At 69.5% G+C, this 13960-nt stretch carries 16 protein-coding genes; 7 read left to right on the plus strand and 9 right to left on the minus strand.

What is annotated here, in order from left to right; genetic code table 11:
- Nucleotides 1–13 precede the first annotated feature (13 nt).
- From P0R32_RS06890 to hflX, 3 genes are all read right to left on the minus strand, one after another.
- On the minus strand, nt 14–811 hold the full coding sequence (locus P0R32_RS06890; protein WP_276239217.1) for an inositol monophosphatase family protein: 798 nt from the start codon (nt 809–811) through the stop codon (nt 14–16).
- A 64-nt stretch (nt 812–875) separates the two neighbouring features.
- Entirely contained in the window at nt 876–1016 is a 141-nt protein-coding gene (locus P0R32_RS06895; RefSeq protein WP_276239218.1) for a hypothetical protein, read from the minus strand.
- Between the two features lie 91 nt (nt 1017–1107).
- Nucleotides 1108–2445, minus strand: coding sequence for a GTPase HflX (gene hflX, locus P0R32_RS06900; protein ID WP_276239370.1), 1338 nt, complete (start codon nt 2443–2445; stop codon nt 1108–1110).
- Nucleotides 2446–2673: 228 nt separating this feature from the next.
- Between hflX and P0R32_RS06905 the strand changes: the two genes are divergently transcribed.
- Complete coding sequence (locus P0R32_RS06905; protein WP_276239219.1) at nt 2674–3015, plus strand: FUN14 domain-containing protein; 342 nt, start codon at nt 2674–2676, stop codon at nt 3013–3015.
- A 54-nt stretch (nt 3016–3069) separates the two neighbouring features.
- On the opposite strand, the gene P0R32_RS06910 is transcribed toward P0R32_RS06905, so the two are convergent.
- The 3 genes from P0R32_RS06910 to P0R32_RS06920 all read right to left on the minus strand — a co-directional run bounded on the left by P0R32_RS06910 (nt 3070) and on the right by P0R32_RS06920 (nt 5849).
- A complete protein-coding gene (locus P0R32_RS06910) occupies nt 3070–3795 on the minus strand; it encodes a ribosome assembly factor SBDS (protein WP_276239220.1) in 726 nt (241 codons plus the stop codon).
- Nucleotides 3796–3892: 97 nt separating this feature from the next.
- A complete protein-coding gene (moaC, locus tag P0R32_RS06915; RefSeq protein ID WP_276239221.1) occupies nt 3893–4402 on the minus strand; it encodes a cyclic pyranopterin monophosphate synthase MoaC in 510 nt (169 codons plus the stop codon).
- A gap of 1 nt (nt 4403) precedes the next feature.
- Entirely contained in the window at nt 4404–5849 is a 1446-nt protein-coding gene (locus tag P0R32_RS06920) for an NAD(P)H-hydrate dehydratase (RefSeq protein WP_276239222.1), read from the minus strand.
- 138 nt (nt 5850–5987) lie between these two features.
- On the opposite strand from P0R32_RS06920, the gene P0R32_RS06925 reads away from it, so the two are divergent.
- From P0R32_RS06925 to P0R32_RS06940, 4 genes are all read left to right on the plus strand, one after another.
- Nucleotides 5988–6278, plus strand: a complete 291-nt coding sequence (locus P0R32_RS06925; RefSeq protein ID WP_276239223.1) for a ribonuclease P protein component 4 — start codon at nt 5988–5990, stop codon at nt 6276–6278.
- Between the two features lie 74 nt (nt 6279–6352).
- Nucleotides 6353–6601 carry a YhbY family RNA-binding protein gene (locus tag P0R32_RS06930; RefSeq protein ID WP_276239224.1) on the plus strand — a complete coding sequence of 83 codons (249 nt, stop codon included), beginning with the start codon at nt 6353–6355 and terminating at the stop codon, nt 6599–6601.
- The gene (locus P0R32_RS06935) at nt 6598–7563 is read left to right on the plus strand and encodes a mechanosensitive ion channel family protein (protein WP_276239225.1); all 966 of its coding nucleotides are present in this window, start codon (nt 6598–6600) and stop codon (nt 7561–7563) included. The genes P0R32_RS06930 and P0R32_RS06935 overlap by 4 nt, the downstream gene beginning before the upstream one ends.
- 231 nt (nt 7564–7794) lie before the next feature.
- The gene (locus P0R32_RS06940) at nt 7795–8799 is read left to right on the plus strand and encodes a BGTF surface domain-containing protein (RefSeq protein ID WP_276239226.1); all 1005 of its coding nucleotides are present in this window, start codon (nt 7795–7797) and stop codon (nt 8797–8799) included.
- 27 nt (nt 8800–8826) lie between these two features.
- On the opposite strand, the gene P0R32_RS06945 is transcribed toward P0R32_RS06940, so the two are convergent.
- From P0R32_RS06945 to P0R32_RS06955, 3 genes are all read right to left on the minus strand, one after another.
- Nucleotides 8827–9414 carry an ArsR/SmtB family transcription factor gene (locus tag P0R32_RS06945; protein ID WP_276239227.1) on the minus strand — a complete coding sequence of 196 codons (588 nt, stop codon included), beginning with the start codon at nt 9412–9414 and terminating at the stop codon, nt 8827–8829.
- Nucleotides 9415–9518: 104 nt separating this feature from the next.
- A complete protein-coding gene (locus P0R32_RS06950; protein ID WP_276239228.1) occupies nt 9519–10886 on the minus strand; it encodes a S8 family serine peptidase in 1368 nt (455 codons plus the stop codon).
- A gap of 65 nt (nt 10887–10951) precedes the next feature.
- Nucleotides 10952–12097, minus strand: a complete 1146-nt coding sequence (locus P0R32_RS06955) for an acyl-CoA dehydrogenase (protein WP_276239229.1) — start codon at nt 12095–12097, stop codon at nt 10952–10954.
- Between the two features lie 164 nt (nt 12098–12261).
- Between P0R32_RS06955 and P0R32_RS06960 the strand changes: the two genes are divergently transcribed.
- Nucleotides 12262–13341: a phytoene/squalene synthase family protein gene (locus P0R32_RS06960; protein ID WP_276239230.1), complete on the plus strand. Its 1080-nt coding sequence runs from the start codon at nt 12262–12264 to the stop codon at nt 13339–13341.
- A 108-nt stretch (nt 13342–13449) separates the two neighbouring features.
- Nucleotides 13450–13662 carry a hypothetical protein gene (locus P0R32_RS06965; RefSeq protein ID WP_276239231.1) on the plus strand — a complete coding sequence of 71 codons (213 nt, stop codon included), beginning with the start codon at nt 13450–13452 and terminating at the stop codon, nt 13660–13662.
- Nucleotides 13663–13960: the final 298 nt, after the last annotated feature.

Genomic DNA, 13960 nt, shown 5'->3' on the forward strand with positions numbered 1-13960 from the left:
GACGGTCGCGCGCTCACGGCGTCTGGTCGAATGCGTCGACCAGCACGCCGTGGGCTGCGTCGTTCGACGCGATCAGTCCCGCCGAGCCCGGGGTCCACCGGTCGCCGTGAATGTCCGTCACCCGACCGCCTGCCCGTCGGACGAGGTGGACCCCAGCGGCGGTGTCCCAGTCGTTAAGTTCGACCGTCGAGACCGCCGCCTCCAACTCGCCGGTCGCCACGCCCGACAGCGCCGCCTGCGCACAGCCGAAGCGACGGAGGTCGCCGAAGCGGTCGAGCACTGTCTCGATCACCGCTCTGAGGGAGCGCTTGTGCCGCGGCGAGACACCGAAGACGGGGTTGACCGTGAACGCCGCCGTGTCCGTCGTCTCGCTCACTGACACCGCCTCGCCGTTGCGGTACGTCTGTTCCTCGCCGGCGACGTACAGGTCGTCGATTGCGGGGGCGTAGTTCGCCGCGGCGACCGGGTCGCCGTCGCGACAGCGGGCGACGCTCGTCATCCAGACGCGGTTGCCGGCGGCGTAGTTGACCGTCCCGTCGATCGGATCGACCACCCACGCGTCTCCCTCGTCGGGGACGCGCTTGCGCGCCTCCTCTTCCTCGCCGACGAACACGTCGTCGGGGTAGGCGTCGGAGAGCAACTCGAACACGCGTCGTTGGACGGCGCGGTCGACCGCCGTGACCGCATCCATCGGGCCGTCCGCCTTCGTCTCGACGTGGAGGTCTGAACGGAACGAGTCCAGCGCGAGCGCGCCCCCGCGCTCGGCGGCCTCGACCGCCGTCGCGACCGCCCCGTCGGTGTCGTCGGTCATACTAGCGGGTCGACCGGGCGGTACAAACGTCGGTCGGTCCCGGCCGTCGTCGCGGGCAGACGCGTCAGTGGACGCGACCGACCGCGACCTCGTGGTCGACCGTCTCGGCGTGGTCGTCGGCGACGGCGGCGGCCGCCTCGCGCGTCGGTCGCAGCGATTCCGTCGTACAGTCGCGACAGACGACGTGGTACAGTTCCTGACTCATCGTACCGGCGACACACAGACCACCCAGTTTAGTAACCGCCGGCTAACTGGTTCGAGAACCGGGATCTCGGAGGGTCGCGGTTCGGTGTCGGTTACGCCGACTCGACGGACCCCGCCGCCTCGCGTTCGACCTCGGCGGCGCGCGAGCGGGCGCGCTCGACGACCGAGGGGGGCGCCTCGAACTCCACGTCGACCTGTCGCCCGTCGTACTCCTCGCGGTCGACGTACCCGTTGTCGTGGATCCACGAGACGAGGCTCATCGCGTCGTCCGACAGCGGGAGCAACAGGCGCTCGCGCTTCCAGTCGGGGAGTTCGGCTTCGACGCGACCTCGGAGCGTCTCGATGCGGTCACCCGTCAGCCCGGACACACAGACGGGATTCGGCGCCAGCGCTGACAGGGCCTCGCGCTTGCGCCGGAGGTCGTCGTCGCTCAGCCGGTCGACCTTGTTGAACACCGTGACGATGGGCGCCTCGTTGCGCTCGTACAGCGTGTCGTGGGAGGTGACGAGTTTCTCGCGCATCTCCTCGACGGACTCGCTGGCGTCGACGACGAGCAAGACGAGGTCCGCGTGGTACACCGAGTCGAGCGTCGACTTGAACGACTCCACCAGCCAGTGCGGCAGGTCGGAGATGAACCCCACCGTGTCCGTGAGGAGCACGTCGCGCTTGCCCGTGTTCGCCCGCCGAGTGGTCGTGCCGAGCGTCGTGAACAGTTGGTTTTGCGACTCCGCGGTCGTGTCGATGTCGGGGTGTTTCTCGGCGTTCTCGTCGACGTCGAGGTCGTCCGCGAGTCGACGGAGGAGCGTCGACTTGCCGGCGTTCGTGTACCCCGCCAGCGCGACGAGGTCGAACCCGGACTCGCGGCGGCGCTCGCGCCGCTCTTCCTCCTTCTCGGCGATGGCGTCCAACTCGTCTTTGATCCGGCTGATCTGGGACTTGATGTCGCGCTCGCGCGACTCGTCGTACTCGCCCAGCCCCATGAACCCCGGTCGCTCGTCGCGCTTGGCGAGGCTCGCTTTCACCTCCGCACGCGGGAGTTCGTAGCGCAACTCGGCGAGTTCGACCTGCAGTTGCGCCTTGCGCGTCTGGGCGCGCTGGCCGAAGATGTCGAGGATGAGCGTGAAGCGGTCGATGACCTCGGCACCCTCGGGGAGTTTCGAGCCGATGTTGAACGTCTGGTAGGGGCCGACCTCGTTGTCGATGATCACCACGTCGGCGTCCTCGCGGGCGACCAGCGCCGCGAGTTCGTCCGCCTTCCCCTCGCCGAAGTGGTACGCGGGGTCCTGGTCACGCGTCTGCGTGAGCGACCCGGTCACCTCGTAGCCGGCGGCGCGCGCGAGTTCGGTGATCTCCGTCAGGTCCGCGCGGCCTCGGTCGACGCGTTTGGCGACGACGGCGGTGAGGTCGTCGCCGGTTCTGCGGTCAGGGATGGTTCCCCTCCACCCCGTCGCCCCGGTTGCTTCGCATACGCGCGCCTACGGGACCAGACGACTTCAATTCCGCGCCGACGTGCGCTGGCGCCTCCCGGGCGCCGTCGATCGATCCGGTCTCGACCCTCCGCGGTCGGGCCCGCGCCGGGCCGGTCTTACCCAGCCGAGTACGAACGTGTCGCTATTCACCCCACAAACGACTTAACCGGGGACGGCCCATCCCGGGGTATGCCAGGGCCAGAAGTGATCGCACAGTTGGGAATCGACCCGCAGAAACTCGGGCTGGAACTCGGGACGGGCGCCGTGATCGGCGGGATCATCGGGTTCGCCGCGAAGAAGGTCGCGAAGCTGATCGCCGTCATCATCGGGCTCGAGCTCGCGCTGTTCAAGTTCCTCGAGTCGCGTGAGATCCTCACCGTCAACTGGGACAAGCTCGGGGGCACGTTCATGTCCGCGGGCGAGGCCGCGACCGCGAGCACGCCGCCGACGTGGGTGCAGACGATCCTGTCGACGCTGTCGGTGTCCGCCGGCTTCACCGGCGGCTTCTTCATCGGCTTCAAGCGCGGATAACGACGCACCGACACACGATCCAACGACCGGCCCGCCGCGCCGGTCCCCGCTCCGTTACCGCCGACTGATCTCGTCTTCCTCTTTGACGACGCGCGTGTCCGCCTCCCCCTGGGACACCTCGTTCACGAGGTCGTAGAACTCGTTTTGGAGCCCCGCGGGGAACGTCACGACGCCGACCCACGAGCCGTCGTTCTGCCACTCCTCGCGTTCGAGGTCACCGAACTCGCGCACCTTCGCCTGGCCGGAGCCGGCGTAGTCGGCGGGCAACTGCACCGCGATGGTCACCTCGTCGAACCGGATCGGGATCACCGGGCGCAGCGCCTCCAGCGCGTCGTCGATCTGGTTCTCGACCGGTTCCATCGGTTCGATGGTGAAGCCGGCCTCCTCCAGCGCCCGCTCGATGCGCTCGGGCGGGTGGGGCGCGTCGTCCATCTGCGGGTTCACCGCGTTGCGGGTGATCTTGTTGATGAGCTGTTTCTTCTTCTGTTCGAGCATCTCCTTGCGCTGCTCGGCGGTGATCTGGATCTCGCCGCGGCGGACGACCTCCGGGATGATCTCCATCGGGTCGGTCGTGCCGAACACCTCCTCGACGTCCTCCTCGGGCGGTCGGTCGCCGCGGGAGGCGTTCTCGAACACGTCCTCGGCGGCGATCACGTCTTCCAGTTCTCCGTCGAACTCGCCGCGCTTCATCGCGAGCGCCGCGTCCGGGTCGATGAGGACTTCGAAGCGGGTGCCGTGCGATTCCAACCGCGCCGTGACGGCCTCGTCGAGTGATATCATGGACGGTGATACTCCGTCCGGCATTAAAAGGTATCCGCCGACTGGGAGGTGGCGACCGGACGGGTGCAGTATGGTAACCGAACCGACGTGTGCTCGGCTACTGCAGTACCGTCTTCTCTTTCGTCACGACTTCCACGTCCGTGATCCGGGTGTCGGGGTAGCCCCCGGTCGCGTCCTTCTCGGCGGCCTTCACCATGTCCCAGACGACGTTCAGCCCCGTGGTGACCCCCTCCAGCGCCTCCATCTCACAGCCCGTCTTCCCCGTCGTCTCGACGGCCACCTCGAGGTGGATGCGGTCTTCCGAGACTGTGAACTCCGTGTCGACGTTCGTGATCGGGATCTGGTGGCACATCGGGATCGTCTCCCAGGTGTGTTTCACCGCCTGCACGGCGCCGACGCGGGCGGTCGCGAGCACGTCGCCCTTCTTCAACTCGTTACCGCGAACGGCCTCGACCGTCGACTCGGTGAGGTGGATGGTGCCGCGGGCGACCGCGCGGCGCGAGGAGTCGGGCTTCTCGCCGACGTTCACCATCTGCACGTCGCCGGCCTCGTCGGTGTGGGTCAGGTCGTCGTCGCGGTCGGCGTCGGGCGTGGCGTCGTCGCTCATGTCACTCCCCTTCGTCTCGGAGGGCTTGTGGGATGCGATCCGGGAGGTCGGAGGCCGCGAGGCCGTTCCCGTACGCCTCGGCGGCGTCGTCGCCCGCGCGACCGTTCGCGTACGCCGCCAGCGCCGCCGCCTGCAGCGGCGACTCGATCTGTGCCGCCAGCGCGCCCGTCACGCCGGCGAGCACGTCGCCGGTGCCGCCGACGGTCATCCCGGGGTTGCCGGTCCGCCCGACGCGAACCTCGTCGCCGTCGCTGACCACGTCGTACGCTCCCTTCACGAGGAGCGTGTGACCGACCTCGGCGGCGAACTCGCGGACGAGGTCGGCGCGGTCGCGCCAGTCGTCTGCAGTGGTGCCGCCCATCTTCTGCAACTCGCCCTGGTGTGGCGTGCAGATCAACTCGGCGTCGGTGTCGACCTCGGGGACGACCTGGAGCGCGTCGGCGTCGACGACCGCCCGCCCGTCGTACCCCGCGAGGAACTCGCCGACGGCGTCGAGCGTGGACTCGTTGTCCCCGAGTCCTGGCCCGAAGACGACGGTGTCGTGGCCCGCGGCGAGGTCGAGGATGCGCTCGACGTGCGGCGGCGCGAGGTGCTCGCCAGCGAACGGGCGGACGATGACGTCGGGGCCGTACCCCTGAATCTCGCGGGCGACGTGGTCGGGGCAGGCGACCCGCACGAGGTCGGCGCCAGCCCGGAGGGCCGCGCGGGCCGAGAGCGCCGGAGCGCCGGTGTACGGCCCGCCGCCGACGACGAGCACCTCGCCGTTGTCGCCCTTGTGGGAGTCGCTCGCGCGGTCGAGCGCGCGGAGGTCGCCCGGGCCGACGAACGTCTCGGCGGCGGTCGGGATGCCGATGTCGGCGACCGTGACGGCGGCCTCGAGGTCGGCGAGGCCGGGCTTCTCGTCGTGGAAGGTGACGACGGCGTCGGCGTCGACGGCGACGCCCGCCGCCTCGCCCGTGTCCGCGTCGACGCCGGAGGGCACGTCGACGGAGACGACGGGCACGTCGGCGGCGTTGACCTGCCGGGCGACGGTCGCCTCCGGTTCGCGGAGCGCGCCCGTCACGCCGGTGCCGAGCATCGCGTCGACGACCAGATCCGGCGCGTACTCGTCGAGGGCGAACGCGCGCGAGTCGCCGACGACCGCCGTCGACGCTTCGCTGTCGACGAGCGCCTCCCAGTTCTCGCGTGCGATGTCGGTCGTGATCGTCTCGGGGCGACCGAGCAGCACCGCGTGGGCGTCGTAGTCGGCGAGGAAGCGAGCGGCGACCGCCGCGTCGCCGCCGTTGTTCCCGCGCCCGCACACGAGCAGGACACGGTCGCCCGGGTCGGCGTGACCGCGGACTAGCCGGGCGACGGCGTTGCCCGACGACTCCATCAGTTGCTTGCGGGGGACGCCGAGCGCCGCGGCGTTGCGGTCGACCATCGCCATCCGCTCGGAGGTGATCATGGTTGCTGTGCGACGGTTCGTCGGGAACGTGCTAAAACGCGGGGGTGATCGTCGGTGACTGCGACTCGCCGGGAGCGACGCCGAGCACCCGAAACCGCTATCCGACGCAGTCTCTCACCCAGTAGCAACGACCCGCCGATGTCCGACGACCAAATCGCCGAGGAGCGCATCGACCGCCTCGCCGCGTTCGCGCGCTCGATGACGCTCGCCGGCGACGAGGACCGCGCCCGCGAGGCGGTTCGGCTGGCGAACCGGATCGCAGAGCGGCATCGCTGCGGTGTCCCTCGTCGGTTCGAGCGGTTCACCTGCGACGCCTGCGACGCGTACCTGATCCCCGGTCGGAACGCTCGCGTCCGCCTCCAAGAGGGGAGCCACGTCGTCGTCCGGTGCGACTGCGGCGCGACAGCGCGCTACCCGTACGGCGAGTAGCCCGTCACCCCGGCACACGGGCGTCGACACCGCGAACGGGAACGTTCAAACGGCTTCCGCCGGTAGCGACCTCCATGACCGATCAGGACCTCCGCAAGCAGGCCCACGACCTTGACGTGACCGTCTGGGTCGGCAAGAAGGGCGTCTCCGCGGTCGTCGACGAACTCGACGACCAACTGACAGAGCGCGACCTCGTGAAGGTGAAGTTCCACCGCTCGGCGCAGGCCGGCACCGACGTGGACGAACTCGCCGCCGACCTCGCCGAGCGGGTGAACGCCGACCTCGTCGAGACGCGCGGCCACACGGCGGTCCTCCACAGATGAGCCTCGTGGGGATTCCGCTCCTCCAGACGGCGACGCCGGCGCCCGGGACGACCGGCGGTGGCGAGGAGGCCGCGGGCGCGACGCTCGCGACCCCCGTCGCGAACTTCCTCGCGGGCCTCGGCGTCCCGCCGGGGATCGCCGACGTGCTCGGCGGCGCGATCACGTTCGCCGTCGTCCTCGGGGCGTTCTACCTCGTCGGTCGGCTGTTCGTCGTGCCGCTGGTCGACCGCGTGCTGGAGTCGCGCGGCCTCGACACCCACGCCAAGCGCCCGCTCCGCAAGATCACGAACGTCGTCGTCGTGTTCGTCGGCATCGCCGTCGGCTTCGGCTTCGCCGGCTACGGCGACTTCCTGCAGTCGCTCGCGACCGTCGCCGCGGCGGCGACGCTCGCCATCGGCTTCGCGATGCAGGACGTGATTAAGAACTTCGTCGCTGGTATCTTCATCTTCACCGACCGACCGTTCCGCATCGGCGACTGGATCGAGTGGGACGGCAACTCCGGCATCGTCGAGGACATCTCCTTCCGTGTCTCGCGGGTGCGCACGTTCGACAACGAACTGCTGACGGTGCCGAACTCCCAACTCACCGACGGCGTGATCAAGAACCCCGTCGCGAAGGACACGCTCCGCCTGCAGTTCCTGTTCGGCATCGGCTACGGCGACGACATCGAACACGCCACCGAGATCATCGTCGAGGAGGCCGAGCGCCACCCCGAGATCCTCTCGGACCCGGCGCCGTCGGTCCGCCTCACCGAACTCGGCGACAGCTACGTCGGCCTCAAGAGCCGCGTCTGGATCGCCAACCCGTCGCGTGCGGACTTCGTGAAGACGCGCGGCGAGTACGTCACGAACGTGAAACAGCGCTTCGATGAGGAGGGCATCGAGATCCCGTTCCCCCAGCGCGACCTCTCCGGGAACGTGGAGCTCAACACGCCGCCAGAGGCGGCGCTCGGCGACGACTGACCACGCCGGGCCGTTCAAGCCGGTATTTTCGCTTTCGTGGCACTCTTTTCCCGCCCACGGGACAGTCCGCTCGATGGTCCCCGAACCCGATTCGAAAGCCCCTCTCGACCGCCCGAGCCGACCGACTGATGGACACACCCGCCGGCGAGGCGGAGGTGATCGGCCGTGAGGGGGCGACGATTCGCACTCCTCGCAGTGTTGATACTGGCATGTGCTGCCTCCGGCGCGACCGTGATCGCGGTTCCCCCAGAGTCGCCACCGGCCTCGACTGATGCGGCGTCGGCCGCGTTCGTGTACGCCGGCGACGCGATCACTGTGGAGGCCGAGCCCCGCCAAGCGATTCGCGGTGAGACGACGCTCGACCCGGGGACGGAGGTAACCGTCAGTCTCCGGTCGACGGGTGACACCGAGCCTCGGTTCGTCCAGCGGGAGACGGTCACGGTCACCCCCGACGGTACGTTCACCGCCGCCGTCGACTTCTCCCAACAACGCGGTGGCGGGACGTTCTCCGCGAGGCTCCTCTACGATGGCGAGGTCGTCGACGAGGCCCCCGGCGAAATCGTCGCCTCGGACGGATCGACTCCCGGCCCGACGGCGACCCCGGCGGAGGCGTCGTCGACACCCTCGACGACCACCGAGCGTACTGATGAACGGTTCCTCCCCGGATTTCCCAAGTCGCTCCTGTCGGGGACGGTCGGCGACTCGGTTTCCATCGAAATCACGGTCTCACCCGGCGGGACTGCGACGCTCCGGATCGGTGGCGAGGAGGCGGGCTACGAAACGAGCGCCACCGTTCGTGACGACGACGGCGACGGGTCCGTCACGGTCGTGTTCGACACGGCTGCTGCCAGCGACCCCGAACGGGTGCTCGCCGTCGCTGACGACGGCGACACGCTGGTGTCGACGACCAGCGACCGGGCGGTCTCCGTCCCGCTCGATCCCGGCGACTACGACCTCGCGCTGTACGAGGGTGGTCACCTGGCAGACGACGACCACCTCGACGACGTGGGGAGCCTGAGGCTCCAGTCAGCCCCGGAGACGGAGTCGGCTACACCCACCACGACACCACAAGCGGCGACGCCGACGGTGACGACGGCGACGTCGTTGGCGACGACCGTCCCCCTCGACGGACTCGATGTCGTTTCCCCATCCGTGCTCGGCGCTGGTGCACTGGTCGTTGGTGTGCTCCTCGGCGGTGCCGGCGTGGTTCTCGTCGGCGGCGCACTCCGGCGGTAGGCACCGGCCCTCCCACCGGACCTTCCCTCAGCACCGACTGAGGACAGCAACCACGATCGCGACGACGACGCACCCCACGACGAACACGGCGGCCACGTCAATCCCGACCGGCGATCCGACGGCGCCATCGCCGACGCCGGCAGATCCGACCGCGACCGCCCGCTCGACCCCACCGCCGTCGAGCGTCTCCAGCCCCCACGCGACCGCGAGCCCGCCGAGCGAGACGAGCCCCACCCCGCCCACGGCATCGAGCACGGCCTCGCGGACCGGTCGCCGGCGCTCGGCGTCGCCCACGAACACCAACGGGTCACAGGCTGGTGCGTACACCGTCATCTCATTGCCCTTCTCCGAGTAGCTCACTCCGGCCGGCTCGACGAGTCCCGCCTCCTCGAGCGTCTTGAGGTGGTAGTGGGCGTTCTGGACGGAGGTGTCGACCCGCTCGGCCAACGCAGAGGCGGTACCGGGGCGGTCGAACGTCGATCGCAACAGCCCGCGGCGCGTCTCGGCGGCGAGCGCGTCGAGGACCTCGTCGCTCTCGGTGTCGTCGACGTCGATCACCCGGGGTCGCTCGTTCGACGCCACCGTTCCGGCGAGGCGTTCGAAGACGGAGGACATACCTCACCCTCCGAACCACCACACAAAAACCCCTCCAAGACTACAGGTGCGGTTTGAACGGTCCGCGCGCGGCGGCCTCTGAGCCGTCGACGGCCACGGGTCGGTCACGTGGGCGTCCGTGTGGGACCGGCCGCTGGCGACCGCTCGTCGGCTCCGAACACGGCCGGCCACGGGTCGACCACGCCGTGTCCGGTCGCGAGGTCGACGCCGTCGCGACCTCGGTCCATCGCCGTCCGTTCGAGTCGTTGTTCGACCGTTCGCGGCGTCACGGTCGGATCGGCGCCGTGGATCAGCGCGGCGACGCCAGCGACCCGGGCCGCCGCCACGGACGTGCCTTCGAACCGCTCGGCGTCTCCGCTGCCGACCACGGTGCCAGTAGCGGCCACGTCGACACCGAGCCGTCCGTCGGTGGTCGGGCCGCGACCGCTGTATGCGGCTGGTTCGCCGAGCTCGCCGACGGCACCGACCCCCACCACTCCCGCACCCGCCGCGGGCGACAGCACGCTCCCGTCGGCACTCACAACGCCGAAGCGGTGGGTCGGCGAGGTGAGCGACACACGCCCGCCAGTGTCGTCTCGTGGTCCCGAGACGACGACCGCGTACCGGCCGCCCCGAAGTGACGTCGACAGCCTGGCGTTCGGCGTCCCGTCTCGGCGATACGGCACCGAGCGTGCGACCGGCGTCCGCCCGTCGTCGTTGAGGCGGTACAGCGTCGCGGTGTACGGCCCGGTGCCACGCTCCCACTCGACCCAGACAACGGCGCGCTCGCGGTCGCCCAGCAGCGGCGTCTCACGCGCACCGTCGACGACGACCGTCGCGTCGGTCGAGCGGTCGACCGTTGTCCAATGGCGCTTTGCCACGTTGCCGACGGGGGCGACGACGGTGACGCCCGCGTCGACCGCGGCGGCGGCCGCGCTCGCAGCACGCGACCGCCCGTCGCCAGCCGCCCCGTAGAAGGAGACCGGTGCGACGATCACGTCGACGTCTCGCTCGATGAGCCACTCGACGGCGCGCACGAACCCGCGCTGGGAGTCGATCCTCGTCAAGAGGAAGCGAGCCCCGGGGGCGACCTCTGCCACGGTCGTCGTCGTCGCGGTTCCGTGGTGGTCGGGCCCTGCCAGCGGATCCGAGTCGCCGAACCCGCGGACGGCGAGCACTCGGTCTGCGACGACCGGATCACTCGGGTCGTATCCGGACGCGTCGATCACGCCGACTCGGACGCCGTCGCCCGTCTCGCCGGCGTCGTGGATGCGAGTGACCGCCGAGCCGCCGGGCGGGGTGGCCTCGTCCCCCAGCCTACTCCACGGCTCGGCGTCGGCGACCGGGCGGAGGTCTGGCTCGGCCACCGGCCGCCCGTCGGTCGGGGGCGACCGACTCGCCGGGTCGGTCAGCGTCGCGGCGGTCAACCCGGCAGTCACCACGAGGACGCCGACGAACGCGACGACGAGTACTTCGTGGGCATCGTTACTCATGGGCGACGGACGGTGTGGAGGGCTGCTGATCGGGCGCGGGGGGCATCGGCGGACCGATGGGATCGTTACTCGTCGAGCACCTGCCGTGCGATGGTGTTGCGAAGGATCTCGCTGGTGCCCTCGTAGATCTCGTTGAGCTTCGCGTCGCGGTAGTAGCGCTCGACGGGGAAGTCCTTCGTGTAGCCGTAGCCGCCGTGGATCTGGATCGCCTCGTTGGCGACCTCGCGGCTGATCTCGCTGGCGTACAGTTTCGCCTGCGCGGCCTCTTTGATGAACGGCTCACCCTTGATCTTCAGGTCCGCGGCCTTGTGCATGAGCAGTTCCGCGGCCTGGAGTTTCGTGTCCATGTCGGCGATCTTGTGCTGGATCGCCTGGAACTGCGAGATGGGGCCGCCGAACTGGTCGCGCTCGGTGGCGTACTGGGCCGCCTCCTCCAGCGCGGCGCGCGCGATGCCGACGCCGCGCGCGGCGATGGTGATGCGCCCGCCGTTGAGCGTCTTCAGCGCCTGCACGAAGCCGTCGCCCTCGTCGCCGAGCAGGCGGTCCTCGGGGAGGTACAGGTCGTCGAAGCGGAGTTCGGCGGTCGGACAGCCCTTGTCGCCGAGTTTGTGCTCCGTCCCCTCGACGATGAAGCCGTCGTCCTCCTCGGGACGGACGACGAACGAGGAGATGCCCTTGTTGCCGGCGTCGGGGTCGGTCTTGGCGAACAGCGTCACCGTGTCCGCGACCGAGCCGTTCGAGATCCACAGTTTGCCGCCGTTGACGACGTAGCCGTCGCCGTCCTTCTCCGCCGTGGTCTCCATCGCGGGCACGTCGGAGCCGGCGCCGGCCTCAGACAGCGCGAACGCGCCGATGTCGCGCCCCTCCGCGAGCGGCGTGAGGTACTCCTGTTTCTGCTCCTCGTCGCCGAAGGCGTACAGCATGTTGCCCGCCAGGGAGATGTGCGCGGCGACGACGGTGCCGAGGCCGCCCGAGCCGCGAGCGATCTCAGAGAGCCCGAGCGCGTAGCTGTGGTAGTCGAGGCCGGCCCCGCCGTACTCCTCGGGGAACGGCATCCCCATGAGGCCGAGTTCGGCCATCTCGTCCACGATGTCGCGCGGGAACTCGTCTTCTTCGTCGATCTCCGCGGCCCGCGGCACGATTTCCTCGTCGACGAACTCCGCGACCATGTCGCGGATCTGCTGTTGTTCGGTCGTCAGGCCGAAGTCCATGGTCGTCCCTGTGGGTTCGCGGGCTTCAATCTTTGCGGTGTCGCCGCCGGCCCCGAGTTCGCCGCCAATATGGTGAGGTCACAGCCGGGTTCACCTCCGATCGTGGCACCTCGACACACCCCACATTACTTTTTAACCCACCTACCTTACGACCGTACAACCGAATGCCCGACGCCGACCGCCCCGCCGCGACTCACCCGGATGCCGACCTCGCGTGGTGCCACGAGGCCGTGCAGGGAGTGTCGCGGACCTTCGCGCTGACCGTGGACACCCTCGACGAACCGATGTCGTCGTACATCTGTCTCGGCTATCTCGTCTGCCGTATCGCCGACACCGTCGAGGACGCCGACCACATCGCCCCGGACGAACAGGCAGCCCTCCTCCGGGAGTTCGACGCCGCCCTCGACCCCGACGACGACACGACCGCGACCGACTTCCGCGACGACGTCGACCCGCACCTCCCGCCCGAGGAGAGTCGGTCGGCAGACTGGGCGGTGGTCGCGAACGTCGAGCGCGTGTTCGCCACCTTCGAGGGCCTCCCGCCGGAGGTCCGCACCGCGGTCGTCCCGCCGGCCCGCGAGATGGCGACGGGGATGGCCGACTTCGTCGAGCGCTACGCCGACGACGGCGGCCTCCGCATCGAGACCAAGGGGGAACTGGAGGAGTACTGCTACTACGTCGCCGGCACGGTGGGGAACCTCATCACGAACCTCGTCACCACGCTCGGCAACGTCGACGAGGAGCGCACCGAGCGCCTGTACGCCGTCGCCGAGGAGTTCGGGCTGCTCCTCCAACTCGTGAACGTCGCGAAAGACGTCCACGACGACTACACCGAGGAGAACAACGTGTACCTCCCCGCCGAGTGGCTCGCCGAGGAGGGCGTCTCACAGGACGCGGTCGTCGCGCCCGAGAACCGCGAGGGCACCGCCAGCGTCGTCTCCCGCACCGCGGGGTTCGCCCGCGGCTTCCTCGACGGCGCCCAGACGTACCTCGAACACGTGCCGCTGGTCGAGGGCAACACCCTCGCGGCGTGGGCGATTCCGTACCTGCTCGCGGTCGGCACGCTGCGTGAACTCTCCGCTCACCCCGAGCGCGCGGTCACCGGACAGGGTGTGAAGGTGAGCCGCGAGGAGGTGTTCGCGGTCGTCACCGCGGCCCACCAACACGGCCGCGACGCGCTGCCACACCTGCGCGAGTCGATCGCGAGCGAGCCGTTCCACACGGTGTCGTCGACGGCGGACTGAACGGATTCCGCGGGACCTGCGGGACGCGACTGGCGACCTGCGACTGGCTGATCCTCGCACGTCCTCTTGGGCAGAAGCACTATCCGACTTCTCCACCGATCCTATCCCGTGACTGACTCAGACGGGCTTCTCGCATCGAACGCCCCGGTCGTGTTGGCGCTCGCTGGGGTCGTCGCGTTCTTCTTCCCACTTCTGTACCTCGACAGCATGGCCGCCATCATGGTAGGCATCTTCGTCGCGATGGGACTGTGGGTGGCCGCCGCCGGGGCCGCGGGCGACGACTCGATTGCCGCCGAGAGCGTGCCGCAGAAGCGCGCTTGACACAGGACGACTGCCCCCGCGACAGTCGACACCACTCCCGATGAGTTCGACACGTCGTCGCCGGAGGTGACTTCGAACTAACCGGATGGGGACGCATGGCTATCCCCTCACGCGTCGACTAGGGGGCGTGATGCAGTGACCCTTGAACGTCGTTTCCTGTGTGTTCGGTGTGGAGCGTCCGACGGACGACCGCTCGTGACGACCGCCCTCGAGGACCCGCTTGAGGTGTCCGAATGCGCCCGCTGTGGGGCGATCCTCGACATCGGAGGGCACAACTGGTAGGCCGACGGTCGGCCCA

Origin of the sequence: Halobaculum marinum (genome assembly GCF_029338555.1) — an archaeon.
GTDB lineage: Archaea > Halobacteriota > Halobacteria > Halobacteriales > Haloferacaceae > Halobaculum > Halobaculum marinum.

Bases quoted from the DNA above. Each gene is read 5' to 3' on its own strand.
- P0R32_RS06890 (WP_276239217.1), bottom strand. From the start codon at position 811: ATGACCGACGACACCGACGGGGCGGTCGCGACGGCGGTCGAGGCCGCC.
- P0R32_RS06895 (WP_276239218.1), bottom strand. From the start codon at position 1,016: ATGAGTCAGGAACTGTACCACGTCGTCTGTCGCGACTGTACGACGGAA.
- P0R32_RS06905 (WP_276239219.1), top strand. From the start codon at position 2,674: ATGCCAGGGCCAGAAGTGATCGCACAGTTGGGAATCGACCCGCAGAAA.
- P0R32_RS06910 (WP_276239220.1), bottom strand. From the start codon at position 3,795: ATGATATCACTCGACGAGGCCGTCACGGCGCGGTTGGAATCGCACGGC.
- moaC (WP_276239221.1), bottom strand. From the start codon at position 4,402: ATGAGCGACGACGCCACGCCCGACGCCGACCGCGACGACGACCTGACC.
- P0R32_RS06920 (WP_276239222.1), bottom strand. From the start codon at position 5,849: ATGATCACCTCCGAGCGGATGGCGATGGTCGACCGCAACGCCGCGGCG.
- P0R32_RS06925 (WP_276239223.1), top strand. From the start codon at position 5,988: ATGTCCGACGACCAAATCGCCGAGGAGCGCATCGACCGCCTCGCCGCG.
- P0R32_RS06930 (WP_276239224.1), top strand. From the start codon at position 6,353: ATGACCGATCAGGACCTCCGCAAGCAGGCCCACGACCTTGACGTGACC.
- P0R32_RS06935 (WP_276239225.1), top strand. From the start codon at position 6,598: ATGAGCCTCGTGGGGATTCCGCTCCTCCAGACGGCGACGCCGGCGCCC.
- P0R32_RS06945 (WP_276239227.1), bottom strand. From the start codon at position 9,414: ATGTCCTCCGTCTTCGAACGCCTCGCCGGAACGGTGGCGTCGAACGAG.
- P0R32_RS06950 (WP_276239228.1), bottom strand. From the start codon at position 10,886: ATGAGTAACGATGCCCACGAAGTACTCGTCGTCGCGTTCGTCGGCGTC.
- P0R32_RS06955 (WP_276239229.1), bottom strand. From the start codon at position 12,097: ATGGACTTCGGCCTGACGACCGAACAACAGCAGATCCGCGACATGGTC.
- P0R32_RS06960 (WP_276239230.1), top strand. From the start codon at position 12,262: ATGCCCGACGCCGACCGCCCCGCCGCGACTCACCCGGATGCCGACCTC.